Here is a 17,055-nt window from a genome sequence, read left to right as displayed (position 1 = left end):
CATCATGAACTGTAGGGGCGGGTCTAGCAGACTATCCTTGCTTGTGTCATTAACTCTTTGGCAAAACCTGCCCTCACAGGCGATGGGCGATCGCACCCTCAGGCAAGAACGCGTTTGCATGATGGGGTAGGTTGTGTGGTTGAAATAACGACAAACCTGTCCCCTACGGAAGACCATCATGGAATAAATATAGGTTGCTAACTGAATTTGATATAACACTAGTAGGCTGCGGCCTAAGTTCACAACCTATGTTTTGTGTGGGGTGCTTCGCACCCCACACAAAACATAGGTGATGGATTTCCGCCTCAGCGTACTAGGATGAATGGAGTTGTGTCTTTGACCTTCCTGTATCCAAGTTCCTTCTGAAAACCAGCGTTATGGCAAAATCCCAGAAGTCTGAAAATGTGCCTAAGGCTATGGAAGAGAAGTTCAACAGCATTGTTGCACTGACCGATGAATTTGCTCGTCAACGCCTCAATGATGAGTATGCTCAGCTCTTTCGTAAGGCCACAGCAGCTCTGTGCCGTAAGCGGCCTTCCCCCCTCGAAAGTGGACAGGCCAAGACCTGGGCGGGAGGTATTGCCCATGCCATTGGCATGGTTAACTTCCTCTATGACAGCTCTCAAAACCCCCACATCACGTCAGCGGACCTCTACAAATGGTTTGGCATTGGGGCCAGTACAGGACAGGGAAAGTCGAAACTGGTGCGAGACACGTTGAAGATGCAGCAGTTTGACCCTGAATGGTGTTTGCCCAGTCGCATTGACGATAATCCTTTGGTTTGGATGCTGTCAGTGAATGGGTTGATTATGGATATTCGGCGTGCTCCGTTGGGGGCACAGGTTGAGGCCTATCGCAAGGGGCTGATTCCTTATATTCCAGGGCATAAGGAGGATAGTGAGGCGATCGCCGCTCAAGTGCTAGGCATCTCTTCCCAGGGTAGCCCTGCATCGCGTAAGACTACCAAGACCAAGGCTACCAAGAAGAAGCAAGCCACTTCTCCAGAAGCGCTTCAGGCTCTCTATGTTATAGATGTCATATTAATTGATGGCCCGGTTACGGATAAGTTTCTCAATAAGAACCCGCAGGTGATTCGCACGATTGAAATTCGGGGTGATCAGACATTGGCAGATCTCCATGCCATTATCTTTAAAGCATTCAACCGAGAAGAAGAACATCTGTATGAGTTTCAGCTCAGGGGAGAGCGACCCAATGACCCCAATGCTGAGCGGTATGGGCTTGTAATGGATGGCGACGATGACATGGGTATCCCCCCTGCGGAGGATGCTTCTAAAGCTCAAATTGGAGCATTAGGTTTGGAAATTGAAGAACCCTTTGGTTATTGGTTTGATTTTGGGGATGACTGGTGGCATCAACTGGAGATTACAGCGATCGCAGAACCTCAACCGAAGGTGAAATATCCGCGCATTACTCAGCGGATTGGAGCCAGCCCTCCACAGTATGCTGACTTTTAAGACTTCTAGTACGCTGAGGCGTAAATAGATAACCTATTTTTCTGTGGGGGTGCGAAGCACCCCCACAGAAAAATAGGTTACGGACTTAGGCCGTAGCCTACTAGAGCTATAACTAACGCTTGCGAAGGTTATGAGCGATCGCATCCCCTATCCATTGCACAACTTGCACCAGCACGATCAACAGCACCACGGTAATGATCATGACCCGTGTATCAAACCGTTGATAGCCGTAGCGAATCGCCAGATCTCCTAAGCCACCGCCACCCACAACTCCGGCCATTGCCGAGTAACCAATTAAGCTGATGACCATGATGGTGAGTCCCAATGCGAGGGAGGGTAACGCCTCAGGAATCAGCACTTTGTAGATGATTTGCCAGTGGTTGCAGCCCATCGACTCTGCTGCTTCCACGAGGCCACGATCAACCTCCAATAAGGATGTCTCCGCGACACGGGCATAGAACGGAATGGCAGAAAGGGTCAGGGGAACCAGGGCGGCTGTGCTGCCAATGGTGGTTCCTACGATGAGGCGGGTCAGGGGAATGATGGCGACTAGCAGGATGATGAAGGGGAGCGATCGCCCTGCATTCACGACCGAGCCCAACGCTTGATTGATCGTCGCGTTTGGCAAAAAACCGCGTGGCGCTGTCATCACCAACAGCAACCCCAGGGGCAAGCCAAAAATTGCCGCCAGCACGGCTGATATGCTCACCATGTAAAGAGTTTCAAGTGTTGCTGTCCACAAGCTGTTCAGAAGCTGAGCGTCCATCTTCTACCTCAACGGCGATATCTAAACGATGCAAATATTCCAGAGCTGAAGCAACATCGGCCCCCGAAAGTTCTAGTTGTAATTGCCCCACCGATTCGCCTCCAATGGTCTCGACGCTACCATTGAGAATGTTGACTTCTATGTCATATTGGCGAATCAATGTATTAATGATGGGTTGATTTGCAGTGGTGCCATTGAAGGCGATGGTCGCGAGCACGGTGCCGGGGTGAGGGTGATATTGCCGGCGTGGAAAAAAGTCTTGAGCGAGCCGTGAACTGGGTTGGGCTGCAAGATCTACAACGCGCCCCTGTTCAACCACTTTGCCGCGTTCTAGGATGGCAACGCGATCGCAAATATGTTTCACGACCCCCATATCGTGAGTAATCAGCAGAATCGTCAACCCCATCTGCTGGTTCAAGTTCTTCAGCAAATCTAAAATCGAACGCGTTGTTTGGGGATCAAGTGCGGAGGTCGCTTCATCGGATAGGAGCACTTTAGGATTCGCGGCTAGCGCACGCGCAATCCCCACCCGTTGCTTTTGTCCACCAGAAAGTTGTGCTGGGTAGTTATCCCCCTTTCCCTCTAAATCCACCAGGGAAAGTAGCTCCTCAACCCGTGCTTTCCGCTTGAGCCGACTGTATCCCATCACCTCCAGCGGCAAAGCAATGTTTTCAGCAGCAGTGCGACTACTCAGCAAATTGAAATGTTGAAAAATCATGCCAATGCGTCGCCGCGCTCGCCGTAAGTCAGGCCCCGAAAGCGCGGTAATATCCTGCCCATCGACCACAATGCTTCCCGAGGTGGGTTTTTCTAAGCGGTTGATGCAGCGAATCAGGGTACTTTTTCCCGCACCACTCTGACCGATCACGCCAAAAATCTCACCCTTAACGATGTCTTCACTGAAACTCTCCAGGGCGACAAAGGAACCATATTGTTTACGCAACTCGCGGATTGAAATCATCGCTTTTTCCACTGGAAAAGACTTGCAAGAGATTGATTTTTCAACGCTTCTTATTTGATGGATATGAGGCTTGTGGGATGGGCATCTTGCCCGTCTACAAACAGGGCAGGTAAGACGCCCAACCCATAAGATTAGAACCCCTGAAGCTAATCACCTATTCATAGAATTAACGGTGAAATGATGATAGTTGTTGATTTTTCGTGTGTGATGCACACGAAAAATCAACTCTTTCAATGCTTGCTTAAGCGGGAATAACAGCCCCTTGATATTTGTCCTGAATAAACTTTTTGGTCTCAGGCGATGTCAACAATGTTGCTAACTTCTGGATATTGGGATCTGTTTCTCGTCCCTTGATTACTGCCAGAATATTCGCATAGGGATTGCCTTCAGCCTTTTCTAACGCAAGGGCATCTTTTGTAGGATTTAAGCCTGTTTCAATGGCATAGTTGCCGTTGATGATGGCTAGTTCAACATCATCGAGGGCGCGGGGTAGCTGCGCGGCTTCTAACTCTACCAGTTTGATGTTTTTAGGGTTAGCTTCAACATCCTGGGAAGTCGCTTCGACGCCAACACCGCTCTTGAGTTGCACGAGTTGGTTGTCTTGAAGGAGTTTGAGCGATCGCCCCAAATTTGTCGCATCATTGGGAACCGCTAACTGTGCCCCGTCACTTACTTCACTCAGGGACTTAATTTTACGAGAGTATAGGCCCAATGGTTCAATGTGAACGGGCACAACAGCTACCAAATCTAATCCCCGTTCCTTCGCAAAGTCTTCCATATAAGGAACATGCTGGAAGAAGTTGGCATCCAATTGTTTGTCATTGAGTGCTAGATTGGGCTGCACATAGTCGGTAAACTCAACAATTTCCAGGTCTAGCCCTTCGTTAGCGGCCAGGTTGTCTTTCACAAAACGAAGGATTTCAGCATGGGGTACGGGCGTCGCTCCCACCGTCAGCTTTGCCGATGCTGAAGAGGCACCTGAAGAGGTTTCGGAGGAGGCAGATTCAGAAGTGTTGGTGCCGCATCCGGCAAACAGAGTCGTTGCAGCGAAGGAACCTGCTGCAACCAGGAAAAAGCGGCGGTTCAGATGAGTCGAAATAGGGCTGTGAGATGGTGGTTTCATAATCCTCAATCTTGTGTTTTTGGGGTTGGCCATTGCGGTGAGGCACGAACTCCTGACAAACCAATCCACTAAAGCGGTGCAGAAACCTGACCTGCCAGTATATGAGGCTGACTTTGATGGCGTATTGTCTGGGGGCGAGAAAGAGTTTTACTGGGAAATGGGGTAGGCGATCGCCGAATCTCCCCTAATCCTACCGGAAAACCATAGTTTATGACCTGATGTCGGTAATCCTGCGTTGCCGCTGTAACAATTCACATTGCTGTGTGTTAAGCAAGGGTGTGCAGCCCACCATACGAGGCAAATACAACCGTTGAAATCCCACTTTTGGGTGAGAAGGAGTAACCGATCGGGTTAATTTAGGCTGTGTTCGGGTAAAGATCGTTTTGGGCGCTGCGCAACACGCAACACTTCGAAAGTCCCATTTTGGCGTATGCTTTGCGCACGCCAAAATGGGCACTTCAGCTTATCCCGAGCCGAGGTTAATTAGACCTGACTGAATGTACATAAGAGCGTACATAAGAAAGCAGCTTTATGGAGGTAATACTGCAAGTCCATAAAGCTGCTTTAGGAACCAGCCTGGTTATTTATTGGGCGTGCAAAAGATGCCCCATCTTCTCAGCCTTGGTAGCTAAGTAAGGTGCATTAAAATCATTGGCGGGGATCACCAGGGGAACACGATCCACAATGTTCAAATCCCAACCATGCAAGCCAATAATTTTTTGAGGATTGTTCGTGAGTAAGCGAATATTTCGCACGTTCAGATCTTTGAGAATTTGTGCACCAACACCATAACTTCGCTGATCAGGTTTGAAGCCTAACTTTTCATTCGCAACGACAGTATCAAAACCCTGATCTTGAAGGGAGTAGGCTTTGAGCTTATTGATCAGCCCGATTCCGCGACCCTCCTGGCGGAGGTACACAACAATGCCTTCGCCTTCTGCCTCAATCATTTGCAATGCGGTTTGTAGTTGTGGGCGACAATCGCACCGGAGAGAACCAAAGGAATCCCCTGTTAGACACTCAGAGTGGATGCGCACCAGAACCGGCTTGTCTGCAAACTGTCTGGGATCACCTTTGACGATCGCCGTAGACTCTGTCCCATCCAGAGCGTTTCGATAACCATAGACCTGGAACTGACCGAATTGACTGGGAAGCGCGGCGATTGCCTCCCGCACGACAAATCGATCAGTCTTCAGCCGATAACGCACCAAATCTGCAATGCTGATTAGCTTTAACCCATGGGTTTTGGCATAACGAACCAACTCCGGTAGCCGCGCCATGGAGCCATTTGGATTCTGAATCTCGCAGATGACTCCGGCTGGATATAATCCCGCTAACCGTGCCAAATCTACAGCGGCTTCTGTATGTCCAACCCGCTTCAATACACCTCCTGCTTGGGCGCGCAAGGGAAAGATGTGTCCAGGGCGGCGCAGATCTTGGGGACGGGTTTGGGGGGCGATCGCTGCCTGAATCGTCTGTGCTCGATCCTGTGCAGAAATCCCTGTACCGCCCCCCGCAGCGTCAATGCTGACGGTGAAAGCTGTCTGATGGGTATCGGTGTTGTGATTGACCATCAGAGGAAGTTGCAGTTGATCCAGTCGATCACCCGTCATTGCCAGACAAATCAATCCCCTTGCATGGGTCGCCATAAAGTTGATCATGGCGGGAGTCGCAAATTCTGCGGCGCAAATCACGTCTCCTTCGTTTTCGCGGTCTTCATCGTCCACAACGACAACGGCTTGGCCTGCTCTGAGGGCGGCGATCGCTTCAGGGATGGGATCAAATACCGGGTTTGTGCCTGGGAGAAAGGAGGACTCAGCCACTGTTGTCGTTAAGTCCGTACTTGGGATGAATTGCTCAAACATAGGTTCAGGGGATTGCAGAAGGAATAAGGGGGTGAGAGAGATTACACGAGGCCGCTCAAAGTGGTGCTCAGGCGATGCAGGAATGGATTTCGTAAAGAACGGTTGAACCCCGAACACTGGTAATCACCCTTCCATGGGGATGCCGTTCATGAGTAGGTTGATGCTAGAGCCAAATGGCATTCACCTTTATGGAGGTATGCTAGGAGCGGCGTTCTTGCCAGAGGCCAATACCGTCATATAACCCTGGAGCCATCAAAAAGACTTGAACCCAGAGAATATTGAACCACCAGTACAATCCTTCAATAATGTTGGCTTCGCCAAATATCGAAAGTGTCAGCACGTAAAAGGCGATGCTAATAAACAAACTAGCCAATGACGTAATGATACCTTTTGCGGGTTGCACGAGTTGCGTAAACGGCCATAAATTAAATTGCCAGAGTAAGCCTAAACCGACCGTTGTCCAGATTGCCGCAAACGTAGGGCCAGTTGTCGTGGTGAATAGATCAATCCCTATTTTCTTCAGGACTAATGCCATGATTAACGTCAACAAAAGTACAGCACCTGTGTGAACAAAGCCTAACTGAGGTTGCTTGAAACTTAGGTTATTCAAAGGCCAGCGTTCAAAGAAGCTACCAAAAACAGTAGAGGTAGGATACCAATACCAGGGAATGTAGAACGGATCTAATCCCCACAGTTGTGGAAGAAATGTAAGGGCTGGTGCAATAAAAAATACAGCCAGAAAGATATTGAGAAAACCACTAACGGGATCCCAATGACGGGTGCGATCGCTCGTCACAATCGTATTATCAAAGAAGAACAAACTGGCAGCAGCGGTAACAATTGCGGTTTGTCCCCATTGCCCCACTTGAGTATCGGCCAGAATAGGAGTACCTGCAATGTATTTCCAGGCTTCGCCAGTCAAATAGGACAACACCAGCAATATGACTAAGTTGATGGTACCGCGACCGAGGCGAGTGGTGGAGAAGCGATCGCCCGGATACCCATTTAATGAAAACCCTAAATGCCACCACCATACAAAAAAGATGGTGATGTAGATTAATTTAGATGTAGTATCCAGTTGAAAAATTTGACCTAAAAGTAATTCAAACAACAAACTAATAACAGCAATGAGCCCAATGAATAGAATCCCTTTGTAAGGTTGGCTTTTCCAAAGGCTTTGCCGAAGGGTTGTGTTTCCAATACTCATGGCTTTCTCCAGGGAAAAGTTATTTGGTTCTAGCGATCGCGCTCAAACCCGCCCTCCCGCCCTTTTTCAGCAGGGGGAGATCACGCAGAAAAACTTTTCTGGTAACCAGTAAGCTGCTTTTCCGTTTCCCCCTCCCCCAGGAGAGGGGGCTAGGGGGTGTGGGTTTGCCTTTGGTGTCTGGAGGAGGCTGGTGTACACCGCAGTTCTCCAAAAGGGGGAAGGCTACTGGTTACTGGTCAGGCTTAATTCAGTTTGTTTGGTGCGAGAGTTACGGATGGCGATCGCCCGATCCAACAATGTCACTGCATAATCCGCAGAAATGACTGGAGCGAAGAAAGTATTAATCCGCCGTAATGCTGCTGGTTCATCTTCCTGAAACTGGCAAGCCGACGCATCTCCAATCACAATTGGATTTAGCCCGTGATCTCGTGCAGAACGGGCATTACCTTCAATGCACCAATCCAAATGAATACCGGTGATGATTAGTGTACGAATTCCCCAACGGTTGAGGTAAAGCGGAAGGGTTGTGCCGATAAAAGAGGACTGATGGGCAGTTTCAAAGAACTCTACATCTTCAGGTTGCTGGAGCGCTTTCAGCTCATCCACCAGAGCCCCATCCCACTGCTTTTTCTCCTCGCTCCAATCTTTGTAGGGCTCATACCAAGTGCGGTATTGTGCCTCATCCAGTGGGGTTTTCGGATAACTTTGCCGAAATATGTCATAACCAATCCAAAAAAACTTTGCCCCTGCACGACGAGCGGCAGTCGCAACTTTAATGGTATTTTCCAGGGTGGGGCGTTCCCACTGTTTTTCTCGAGCTTGCGCTCCCTGAGGGCTGTAAAGGCTGTTGTTCTGGCTAATGGAGAGAAATGCTGTGGGCTGTGCCAACAGTTCTGCCAGGTTAACGTTATGCCATTGGGGATGGAGTTCGGGAACGGGAGTTGCTGTTTTGATGACCGAGCTATTTTCTGTTAGTTGGGTTGCGTTACTCGTTACGGTAGATGAATGCTGGGGGAGTGTCATGCTTAAATACCCTCACCGAATGGATTGTGCTACTAATGCCTATAACCAGGGATGCCGAGGCGGATTGGTGCCGTTGAGGTAGTAGTTGCCGATGGCATAGTATTTCCAACGCACAGGGTCGTGTAGGGTGTGGGCACGGGCATTCCGCCAATGGCGATCGTAGTTGAACTGTTGTAGAGTCGATTTTGTACCAGCCAGTTCAAACAGCTTGTTGGTTGCCAGCAAGGATGCTTCGGTTGCTAGAGCTTTCGCTTCTGCCACCGCAATGGAGGATTCGACCACTTTGGCCTCTTCCAATCCAGACTCATAGGCAGCATCAATCGCCAATCCAGCACGGGTTAGCAAAGCTTCCGCTGCATGGACCTGGATAATAATGTTACCCAGGTTGTAGAGGGTGAGGTGATCTTCGTAGCCATGCTCCTGGTTGCTGTCGACCCAGGGGCGAGTGTGATTGCGGACGAAATAGAGCGTATCGCGCAGTGCTGCTTTCGCAATGCCCACATCAACTGCAGCCTGAATAATTTGAGCGACGGCACCCATTGGCGTCGCCCGCTCAAAGGCAAGGTAGTGGGGAATCACATGGTCTGCCTGCACCTTTACATTTTCGAGAATGGTAGTGCCGCTGGCGGTAGTGCGTTGCCCAAAGCTTGTCCAGTCGTCTAACAGCGTCAATCCTTCAGCACCTCGCTCGACGAAGGCAACGACGGTATTGCCGTCCTCATTGGCTGCAATGGTGGGAATCCAGTGGGCCAGCAGCGCACCAGCAGAGTAATACTTTCGGCCATTCAATACATAGCCGTCGCCTGATGGGGTCAGCTTGGTTTGCACATCGGTTACTGACTTGGTGCCAATTTCTGAAAAGGCATTACCAAACCGCTTGCCCTGAAGAACCAGGTCGAAGAAGAACTGCTTTTGTTCCTCAGTACCATCCAGACGAATAGCTTCCACCATGTAGAGGTGGTTTTGGGGAATTTGACCCAGGCTGGAATCAGCTTCAGCGATAATTTTGATCACCTCGGCCAGGGTGGCATTGGAAACTCCTGCTCCACCATATTCTTTGGGTACGATGATGCCCCAAAGACCGCTCTGAGAAAACTTCTTCACTTCTTCGACGGGAAGGCGGCGATCGCGATCGCGCACCGAATCCTCCTTCGCAAACTCAGCGGCGAGTTCTTTGGCAATGGCGATCGCTTCTTCATCGCTCTGGATTACATGCGCTTTTGGCTCGGCACTGACATCAATAGGCAAAGTTGTTGTCATAGGTGAATTGTCCTTATGTAGAGGATTCGATAGCAAAAGATGGATTAGTTGGGCTTACACAGTTACCAACTCAGGTGCAGGCTGACGGCGATTTTCGAGCTGATGCACCAGCGGAATAACATCGCGACCAAAGGCAGGCAGGTCCTCGGTGTAGTGCAGGAAGCCACCCAGGATCAGGTCTACGCCTGCTTCATGAAACTGCTGGATCTTCTCGGCTACCTGTTCCTTCGTACCGATAAGACCGGAGCGGAAACCGTCGTTGTATTGCACCAAGTCTTCAAAGCTAGAGTTGGCCCACATCCCGGTTTTGTCGCTGGTGGATGCGCCTGCTTCCTTTACGGCTTGTCCAAAGCCTTCAACCGCTTCACGATCGGCCTGAGCGATAATTTCTCGCAGGACATCGTGGGCTTCTTTCTCGGTATCGCGCACAATGATGAAGGCGTTCAATCCAAACTTTGGTGGCACTGCACGGCCTTCCAGTCGGGATAGAGCTTTGATGTCCTCAATCTGCTCCCGTGCGCCTTCCAGCGTGTTGCCATTCATGAAATACCAATCAGAAACGCGGGCAGCCATGCGGCGAGCAGCTTTGGAGTTACCTCCCTGGAAGATTTCGGGGTGGGGATTCTGGTTGACAGGGCGGGGCTTCACCCAACCACCATTAATGCGATAAAAATCGCCTTTGAAGTGGAACTCATCTTCTGTCCACAAGCCTTTCAGCACCCGAATAAATTCTTCGGAACGGCGATAACGCTCGTCATGCTCCAACCATGGCTCACCATAAATGGTAAATTCGCCCTTAAACCAGCCACTCACCACATTCAGGGCGAACCGACCCTTTGACAGGAAATCGATGGAAGCGCCAATTTTAGCGACAACACCGGGGTGCCACAGACCGGGGTGAACGGCGGCAATGAGCTTAAGTTTTTGGGTGACAGGAGCTAGAGCGGAAACGGTAGTGAGTGCTTCCAGTTGATACTCGGCTCCATAGCTGGCGATGAATCGTGCTTGGGCGAGAGCATACTCAAAGCCCACCTCTTCAGCGGTCTGTGCCAACCAGGCATTGTAGTCGTAAGTCCAATCTGTATTTTGTGGAATTTTGCTGACGACTAAGCCGCCACTGACATTGGGAACCCAATATGCAAACTTGACATCTACCATGGTTAAATCCTCCAGGATGCGGTTTCTCCAAAGGACACAGAATCACAGCCACATCAAAACTTGAGTGTGTTTAGCAGTTAAAAGCCTAAGCTCGCCTAAGGCTGAATATCCAAAGCCTTCAGGGCTGCTAGGCAAGCTGATGTGCTTAGAACCGGGCTAGTGAAATGTGTATTACCGAAAGGTCGATAAGCCAATCGGCTTATGTGGGAATGAATTTGTAGAGCTAAAGGTAACGGATTCAGAATTTAAATACAAGTGATCCGGAAAACATTTAGTGGATATTTTTTGAGTTATTTTCTAGCTATTCTTGAAGTTTCACTGAACACTGAGTCTGATAAAATCTAAGTTCATAATAGTTATTCATTTTGCGCTCATTTTGTGTCTATTTCATCAACATTTTGTCGAGGGTTCTAACTAGTTGATTATGTCGTAGAAGACTCAAGAAAAGTCTTCGAGGGATTGCTTATATTTGACTGTCTTGTACCGTAAACAGGTATGTGTATAGAGTTATTCTGGGTGGCATTTATGGAAGTGAAGTCAACAATAGAAGTTTCGCAAATTCCCATCATTGATATAGCTTCTCTGGTTTCAGGACAGGAATCCGGGGAAGTGGCTGAACAAATTCGGCAAGCGTGCTGTGATACAGGATTCTTTTATATTGTTGGGCATGGTATTGATACACAACTGCAACAGCGCCTAGAGGATTTGAGCCATCAATTTTTTGCTCAAGATTTGGATGCAAAAATGCAAATCCGTATGGCTCTTGGAGGGCGTGCATGGCGGGGCTTTTTTCCCGTAGGTGGTGAGCTGACCTCTGGGAAGCCTGACCTTAAAGAGGGGATTTACTTTGGCTCAGAATTGGATACCACACATCCGGCTGTCCAGCAGGATTTACCAATGCATGGGGCTAATTTGTTTCCAGGCATTCCAGGGTTTCGGGAAACGATTTTAGAATACCTGGATGTGATGACAGAATTGGGACATACATTGATGCGGGGAATTGCTCTGAGCCTGGGTTTAGAAGCATCTTATTTTCGCGATCGCTACACCACTGATCCCCTTATCCTTTTCCGCATCTTCAACTACCCTCCTGATGCAGCACAAGGCCAATCTTGGGGCGTTGGGGAGCATACGGACTATGGGTTGCTCACAATTCTCAAGCAGGATGATTCAGGTGGCTTACAGGTCAAATCTAAGCGAGGTTGGATTGATGCCCCTCCCATTTCCAATTCCTTTGTCTGCAACATCGGCGATATGTTGGAACGGTTGACAGGAGGAATCTATCGCTCGACGCCGCATCGAGTGAAAAATGTGTCAGGGCGCGATCGCCTATCTTTCCCCTTTTTCTTTGATCCCAGTTTTGATGCTGAACTCCATGCAATTGAGGTGGACGAGCACCTGATCAACGCGGATAAGGAAGAACGTTGGGATAAGACCAGTGTGCATGAGTTTCATGGCACCTATGGGGATTATGTGTTGAGTAAGGTATCAAAAGTCTTTCCAGAGTTACATCAGGAAGTGTTGTAGGGAGTCTACTTCGAAAGCCCTTGCTGTATTTAGGTAGTCATCTTGTAAGGTAAGCATCTTACCCGCCCTGATTTTAGGCGAGCAAGATGCTCACCCACAGAGGTTGTAGCTAATAAGTTTACTCATTAAAAAATGGTATCGGTTTTCGATAACGAATATCTATACAGTTAAGATTATCCCTGATAATATGCGGTTGAAATTAAAGCACATTCTTGGTTGAAGGATATTTATGGGCGAGATCAAGAAGGTCAGTGATCAGTTTTCCTCAGGCAGTCAGCCAAGTGTTGAGGCTTTGAAACAACTGGCGAATCAGGGATATAAGTCCGTGGTAAATTTGCGATCGCCGGGTGAAACCGGTAGTTTACCCGACGAGCAAGAACAGGCTGAAGCTAACAATTTGCAATATGCCAATATCCCCTTAAATCCAAACGAAGCGGATGAGAGCCTGACCGAAAAAGTACTGTCAGTGGTCGACGAATTACCAACTCCCATCTATTTCCATTGCGGAGCAGGAGCACGGGGCGGAGCTTTAGCGCTGATTGCCCTGGCAACTCAGCAACAATTAGGCCGTGAAGCCGTTATTGAAAAGGCAAAAGAATTGGAGATTAGTCTCGATCAGCCGCATCTCAAACAATTTTTGGAAAGCTTATCCTAACAGGTGATCGCTGCAACTCTGATAGGACATTGCATGCAATGTCCTATCAGAGTTGCAGCATATACGATTTTGATGAATGATACAGATAATTTCATGGTGCATGAAAGGCTAAATTCCAGCACCGTCCAGAAAGTCTTGAATGAGGTGATCAGAGTTGGCGATCGCCCCCTTCCCATCCAAAACTTGATCAGTCATCGCCGTAGATTGTTGTAGCTGGTTAATCTGCTTTTCGAGTTGCTTCACCCGCTCAAACAGTAACCCGATTACTTCTGCTTCTAAGTCACGCTTGTATGGGTAGTCGGAATCTTCGGTGTGCAGGCCGCTATGCCGCACGATGCGGCCGGGTACCCCTACGACTGTGCTGTAGTCGGGTGTGTCGCGCAACACCACTGAGCCAGCACCAATTCGAACATGGCTTCCGATATCGATATTCCCAAGAACTTTTGCACCCGCTCCTACAACAACATGATTGCCTAAAGTTGGATGGCGTTTGCCCCTCTCTTTACCCGTACCACCCAGAGTGGCTCCTTGATAGATCAAGCCGTAGTCACCAATGATGGCAGTTTCGCCAATAACAATGCCCATGCCATGGTCGATGACCATGCCTTTCCCAATAGTTGCGCCGGGATGGATTTCAACCCCTGTCAGCCATCGGCTTAACTGAGAAATAAGGCGAGGCACGAGCGGAATATGAGCTCTATGTAATTTATGAGCAATGCGATGAAAACAGAGGGCATGGAAGCCTGGATAACAAAGAAGGACTTCTAGCCAGTTTCGAGCCACAGGATCTCGTTGGAAAATAGCTCGAAAATCTGCTTGTAGAACGGTGAAAAAAGAATCTTTAGCTCGGTTCCGTGTAGATTTTGCACCGGGTATTTCCCTGGAAGGTTGAATTTGCGAATCAGTCTGAGATCTCTCCAGAGAGGATTGGGCCTTTTCCATAAAGCTTCCTTGTTTTCTACTTATAAGATTGACATGGAAACTTAAAAGTTGGGGAAAGAATGCCTTATGACAGTTAGTGATTAAACTAAATTGGTTATTCAAATCACAAATGTTTTCAGAGGCACAATTGTAATGTTTATTTTATTAACGGCGATCGCCAAAATGTTTCTCTAAAGAACATTCAGACGGATTGAAAATCCAAAGTCTCACAGCTTAAAACGCTGTGATTATAAGCTTTTGTATTTGCAGTCACAATGGTTACATAAAGTTGAAAGTGGGGAGCGATCGCCCTTTTAATGATGAGATAACTCGAATAGTTTTTCTTATTAATTCAATCTATATCTTAGTGCAAGCTTATATTTTATTGAGTCATGATCTAGCCTATTGGAGTTTTTTCACCAGAAAAATTGATGATTTGTATACGGTGTACCAAAACATTCCGGTTCACTAATTGGAGGGAGGGAAGCTCATTAGTTGTATTAATCTTTTGAATTGAAACAGAATTTAAATTAGCGAAGCCTTCTAAACATTTTTTAATAGAAAGAAATGGGTCAGCATTGTAAAAATAGCTTGTGGGGATCAGAAACAAGTTAGACATCACTAATCTCTGCTTTGTTTAATCGTTATTAAGCCTTTTCCCATTCCTTAAAACCTTATTTTCAGAAGTTGGATTAGTACTTCTGGCGATTTGATGTGGAAAGATTCATGGGATTAATAAACCCCTTGTTTCTTAATGGCAGAAAGGCGATCCCCTCCCCTGCAAAAGTATTGGTTTAAATGCACCATTACTAACCAAAAAAACGTTAGGAGATTACAATCATGGTTCAAGATGCGTTTACTAAGGTTATTGCTCAAGCCGATGTTCGTGGCGCATATTTGAGCAACGAGCAGTTAGACGGGCTGATTAACCTGGTACGGGATGGTAACAAGCGGATTGACGCGGTAAACCGTATTTCCAGCAACTCCGCAGCCATTGTTGCGAACGCTGCTCGCAGCCTGTTTGCTGAGCAACCCCAGTTGATTGCACCCGGTGGCAATGCTTACACCAACCGCCGTGCAGCCGCTTGCCTGCGTGACCTGGAAATTATCCTGCGCTACGTTACGTATGCTCTGTTCACAGGTGATGCCAGCGTTCTGGACGATCGCGCCCTCAATGGCTTACGGGAAACCTACCTGGCCCTTGGTGTTCCGGGTGGTTCCGTTGCAGCGGGTATCCAAAAGCTGAAGGAAGCCTCCATTGCCATTGTGAATGATACCAATAACATCACGCGCGGCGATTGCAGCTCTATTGTTTCTGAGTTAGCAACCTATTTTGATCGCGCATCTTCATCCGTTGGCTAATTCCTTTTAATTCCTCATTTACACACCATTAACTCGTTTTAGGAGATCGTTGACCAATGGCTAAGACCCCTTTGACCGAAGCTGTAACCTCTGCAGATTCCCAGGGTCGCTTCCTGAGCAGCACGGAGTTTCAAGTTGCATTTGGTCGGTTTCGGCAGGCGGCCGTTTCGCTGGAAGCGGCAAAGGCGCTTTCCGGTAAGGCCCAAAGCCTAGCGGAGGCAGCTGCCAACGCGGTATACCAGAAGTTCCCTTACACCACCCAGTTGCAGGGACCAAACTACGCTTCGGATGAGCGGGGCCGCGCGAAGTGCGTGCGGGACATCGGTTACTACCTGCGGATCATCACCTACGCTCTGGTGGCAGGCGGTACCGGCCCCATCGATGATTACCTAGTAGCGGGTCTGTCAGAAATCAACAGCGCTTTTGAACTGTCTCCTAGCTGGTATGTCGAAGCGCTCAAGTACATCAAAGGCAATCACGGTTTGTCTGGAGATGCAGCGGTTGAGCTGAACTCTTACATTGATTATGTGATCAATGCATTGAGCTAATCGCATCTCGGATTTCAAGTGGCGAACGCGTCCAACTCTTTGCGTAGAATGTTGAGTTGTTAAAGTTTTAGGTTACTCGTGGGTGATCTAATTTAATAAATTAGCGGACTACGCAAGGGTTGTTTCTTCTTTCACTTAATTATTAGACACCCGGTGTTTCTAAAAATGCCGGGTGTCTTTGTCTTAGGAGATTTCCAGATAAGAACTTCCCCAATAATGGGGATATTGTTTCTCAGAAATCTCCTTAGCTTGCAGCTTGTCTCTGGTAATTGCGCAGAGTGACGCATATTAGGATGGCAATAACGGTTAGATAGATCCGTTGAATCCAGGCGTTACTCAGTTTGAGAGTGAGATTGGCTCCAATGAGGCCACCAACAAACATGGATGCTCCCAGAATAACGCCTAACGGGTAGTCAACCATGCCTTGATGCATGAAGATAAGGGTCGCGATCAGAGAGGAGAAAACGTTGATGAGTTTGGTGGTAGCGATCGCCTCTACAAATCTCATTCGAAATAACATGACGTAGGCGGCTGTCAATAACGTGACATAGCCTCCACTGAAGAAGCCGCCATAAATCCCCAGAAGAAATGTGACGACATAGCCCGCAATGGCGGCAATACAAGGTGTTTGCCCTTCAACGGTTACGAGTCCGGCTTTCTGATTGATGACCGATAAAATTGACACCGCAATCATCGATATCGATACAACGAGGGGAATCGATGTTGAAGGGATAATCAGTACCAATAATGCCCCCAGAATGGAACTGATGAGGGTTAAGCCGATTAATAAAGGAAGGCGTTTTGTATTGATGACTCCTTTGCCTATAAAGGGGAGTGTGCCGCCGATGCTCATGAAGGTGAGGGCGAACATATTGGTGGCGATCGCCGTCGAAGGCTCAACTCCAAAAACAAACATTATGGGAACGGTCACCAGAGATGTGCTTCCGGCAATGACACTGATGATGCTAGCGGCCAGAAAAATGGATGCGAGGAGAAGAATTTCTAGCGGAGTCATAAGGTAAGCAAGGGAATTTGAAGCACTCTGTGAGAACTACACTGAGATCCTGAGCTTACTCCGATTTGGTGACATTTATATCTTCTCCATCTGAAGCGGTGCCTAATGCTCTGTGCTATGCCTAAGCATGGTACAAAGCCTCAGGGGCACCGCTTCAGATGGAATTGGTATCAGAATAATCCTCACAAG

Annotated in this window: 15 protein-coding genes and 1 pseudogene; 6 read left to right on the top strand and 10 right to left on the bottom strand. The window is 48.3% G+C overall.

Annotated features, from left to right (window positions below; genetic code table 11):
• The first annotated feature begins 377 nt into the window (after positions 1-377).
• Positions 378-1,475 carry a plasmid pRiA4b ORF-3 family protein gene (locus tag NDI52_RS14915; RefSeq protein WP_199307639.1) on the top strand — a complete coding sequence of 366 codons (1,098 nt, stop codon included), beginning with the start codon at positions 378-380 and terminating at the stop codon, positions 1,473-1,475.
• Between the two features lie 112 nt (positions 1,476-1,587).
• Here the strand turns inward: NDI52_RS14915 and NDI52_RS14910 are convergent, their stop codons facing one another.
• From NDI52_RS14910 to NDI52_RS14900, 3 genes are all read right to left on the bottom strand, one after another.
• Positions 1,588-2,241, bottom strand: a complete 654-nt coding sequence (locus NDI52_RS14910) for a methionine ABC transporter permease (RefSeq protein WP_190775481.1) — start codon at positions 2,239-2,241, stop codon at positions 1,588-1,590.
• Entirely contained in the window at positions 2,198-3,202 is a 1,005-nt protein-coding gene (locus NDI52_RS14905) for an ATP-binding cassette domain-containing protein (RefSeq protein WP_190775480.1), read from the bottom strand. The genes NDI52_RS14910 and NDI52_RS14905 overlap by 44 nt, the downstream gene beginning before the upstream one ends.
• Before the next feature lie 241 nt (positions 3,203-3,443).
• The gene (locus tag NDI52_RS14900; protein ID WP_190775479.1) at positions 3,444-4,325 is read right to left on the bottom strand and encodes a MetQ/NlpA family ABC transporter substrate-binding protein; all 882 of its coding nucleotides are present in this window, start codon (positions 4,323-4,325) and stop codon (positions 3,444-3,446) included.
• A 13-nt stretch (positions 4,326-4,338) separates the two neighbouring features.
• On the opposite strand from NDI52_RS14900, the gene NDI52_RS14895 reads away from it, so the two are divergent.
• Positions 4,339-4,491 carry a hypothetical protein gene (locus NDI52_RS14895; RefSeq protein ID WP_190789241.1) on the top strand — a complete coding sequence of 51 codons (153 nt, stop codon included), beginning with the start codon at positions 4,339-4,341 and terminating at the stop codon, positions 4,489-4,491.
• 430 nt (positions 4,492-4,921) lie between these two features.
• Here NDI52_RS14895 and ribBA read toward each other — a convergent pair.
• The 5 genes and pseudogenes from ribBA to sfnG all read right to left on the bottom strand — a co-directional run.
• Positions 4,922-6,148 (bottom strand): annotated as a pseudogene (gene ribBA / locus NDI52_RS14890) (bifunctional 3,4-dihydroxy-2-butanone-4-phosphate synthase/GTP cyclohydrolase II); the annotation flags it as partial.
• 241 nt (positions 6,149-6,389) lie between these two features.
• Positions 6,390-7,397, bottom strand: coding sequence for a hypothetical protein (locus NDI52_RS14885; protein WP_190775477.1), 1,008 nt, complete (start codon positions 7,395-7,397; stop codon positions 6,390-6,392).
• A gap of 222 nt (positions 7,398-7,619) precedes the next feature.
• Positions 7,620-8,420, bottom strand: a complete 801-nt coding sequence (locus NDI52_RS14880) for a cysteine hydrolase (RefSeq protein WP_190775476.1) — start codon at positions 8,418-8,420, stop codon at positions 7,620-7,622.
• A gap of 39 nt (positions 8,421-8,459) precedes the next feature.
• Positions 8,460-9,680, bottom strand: coding sequence for an SfnB family sulfur acquisition oxidoreductase (locus tag NDI52_RS14875; RefSeq protein ID WP_190775475.1), 1,221 nt, complete (start codon positions 9,678-9,680; stop codon positions 8,460-8,462).
• A gap of 54 nt (positions 9,681-9,734) precedes the next feature.
• Positions 9,735-10,838 carry a dimethylsulfone monooxygenase SfnG gene (sfnG, locus tag NDI52_RS14870; RefSeq protein ID WP_190775474.1) on the bottom strand — a complete coding sequence of 368 codons (1,104 nt, stop codon included), beginning with the start codon at positions 10,836-10,838 and terminating at the stop codon, positions 9,735-9,737.
• 525 nt (positions 10,839-11,363) lie between these two features.
• Here sfnG and NDI52_RS14865 point away from each other — a divergent pair.
• Both NDI52_RS14865 and NDI52_RS14860 read left to right on the top strand, forming a co-directional pair.
• Positions 11,364-12,365, top strand: a complete 1,002-nt coding sequence (locus NDI52_RS14865; RefSeq protein WP_190775473.1) for an isopenicillin N synthase family oxygenase — start codon at positions 11,364-11,366, stop codon at positions 12,363-12,365.
• A gap of 229 nt (positions 12,366-12,594) precedes the next feature.
• Complete coding sequence (locus tag NDI52_RS14860; RefSeq protein WP_190775472.1) at positions 12,595-13,020, top strand: sulfur transferase domain-containing protein; 426 nt, start codon at positions 12,595-12,597, stop codon at positions 13,018-13,020.
• A 108-nt stretch (positions 13,021-13,128) separates the two neighbouring features.
• Here the strand turns inward: NDI52_RS14860 and cysE are convergent, their stop codons facing one another.
• Positions 13,129-13,962 carry a serine O-acetyltransferase gene (gene cysE / locus NDI52_RS14855; RefSeq protein WP_190775471.1) on the bottom strand — a complete coding sequence of 278 codons (834 nt, stop codon included), beginning with the start codon at positions 13,960-13,962 and terminating at the stop codon, positions 13,129-13,131.
• Between the two features lie 819 nt (positions 13,963-14,781).
• Here cysE and NDI52_RS14850 point away from each other — a divergent pair.
• Both NDI52_RS14850 and cpcA read left to right on the top strand, forming a co-directional pair.
• A complete protein-coding gene (locus NDI52_RS14850) occupies positions 14,782-15,303 on the top strand; it encodes a phycocyanin subunit beta (RefSeq protein WP_190775470.1) in 522 nt (173 codons plus the stop codon).
• Positions 15,304-15,359: 56 nt separating this feature from the next.
• Positions 15,360-15,851: a phycocyanin subunit alpha gene (gene cpcA, locus NDI52_RS14845; RefSeq protein WP_190775469.1), complete on the top strand. Its 492-nt coding sequence runs from the start codon at positions 15,360-15,362 to the stop codon at positions 15,849-15,851.
• A gap of 244 nt (positions 15,852-16,095) precedes the next feature.
• On the opposite strand, the gene NDI52_RS14840 is transcribed toward cpcA, so the two are convergent.
• Positions 16,096-16,866 carry a sulfite exporter TauE/SafE family protein gene (locus NDI52_RS14840; protein WP_190775468.1) on the bottom strand — a complete coding sequence of 257 codons (771 nt, stop codon included), beginning with the start codon at positions 16,864-16,866 and terminating at the stop codon, positions 16,096-16,098.
• Between the last annotated feature and the right edge of the window lie 189 nt (positions 16,867-17,055).

The organism is Leptolyngbya sp. PL-A3 (genome assembly GCF_039962325.1).
Lineage (GTDB): Bacteria > Cyanobacteriota > Cyanobacteriia > Elainellales > Elainellaceae > Vacuolonema.
This window is presented reverse-complemented; position numbering and strand designations above follow the sequence as displayed.

Excerpts from the sequence above, each read along its gene's own strand:
- NDI52_RS14915 (WP_199307639.1), top strand. The coding sequence starts at position 378 with ATGGCAAAATCCCAGAAGTCTGAAAATGTGCCTAAGGCTATGGAAGAG.
- NDI52_RS14910 (WP_190775481.1), bottom strand. The coding sequence starts at position 2,241 with ATGGACGCTCAGCTTCTGAACAGCTTGTGGACAGCAACACTTGAAACT.
- NDI52_RS14905 (WP_190775480.1), bottom strand. The coding sequence starts at position 3,202 with ATGATTTCAATCCGCGAGTTGCGTAAACAATATGGTTCCTTTGTCGCC.
- NDI52_RS14900 (WP_190775479.1), bottom strand. The coding sequence starts at position 4,325 with ATGAAACCACCATCTCACAGCCCTATTTCGACTCATCTGAACCGCCGC.
- NDI52_RS14885 (WP_190775477.1), bottom strand. The coding sequence starts at position 7,397 with ATGAGTATTGGAAACACAACCCTTCGGCAAAGCCTTTGGAAAAGCCAA.
- NDI52_RS14880 (WP_190775476.1), bottom strand. The coding sequence starts at position 8,420 with ATGACACTCCCCCAGCATTCATCTACCGTAACGAGTAACGCAACCCAA.
- NDI52_RS14875 (WP_190775475.1), bottom strand. The coding sequence starts at position 9,680 with ATGACAACAACTTTGCCTATTGATGTCAGTGCCGAGCCAAAAGCGCAT.
- sfnG (WP_190775474.1), bottom strand. The coding sequence starts at position 10,838 with ATGGTAGATGTCAAGTTTGCATATTGGGTTCCCAATGTCAGTGGCGGC.
- NDI52_RS14865 (WP_190775473.1), top strand. The coding sequence starts at position 11,364 with ATGGAAGTGAAGTCAACAATAGAAGTTTCGCAAATTCCCATCATTGAT.
- NDI52_RS14860 (WP_190775472.1), top strand. The coding sequence starts at position 12,595 with ATGGGCGAGATCAAGAAGGTCAGTGATCAGTTTTCCTCAGGCAGTCAG.
- cysE (WP_190775471.1), bottom strand. The coding sequence starts at position 13,962 with ATGGAAAAGGCCCAATCCTCTCTGGAGAGATCTCAGACTGATTCGCAA.
- NDI52_RS14850 (WP_190775470.1), top strand. The coding sequence starts at position 14,782 with ATGGTTCAAGATGCGTTTACTAAGGTTATTGCTCAAGCCGATGTTCGT.
- cpcA (WP_190775469.1), top strand. The coding sequence starts at position 15,360 with ATGGCTAAGACCCCTTTGACCGAAGCTGTAACCTCTGCAGATTCCCAG.
- NDI52_RS14840 (WP_190775468.1), bottom strand. The coding sequence starts at position 16,866 with ATGACTCCGCTAGAAATTCTTCTCCTCGCATCCATTTTTCTGGCCGCT.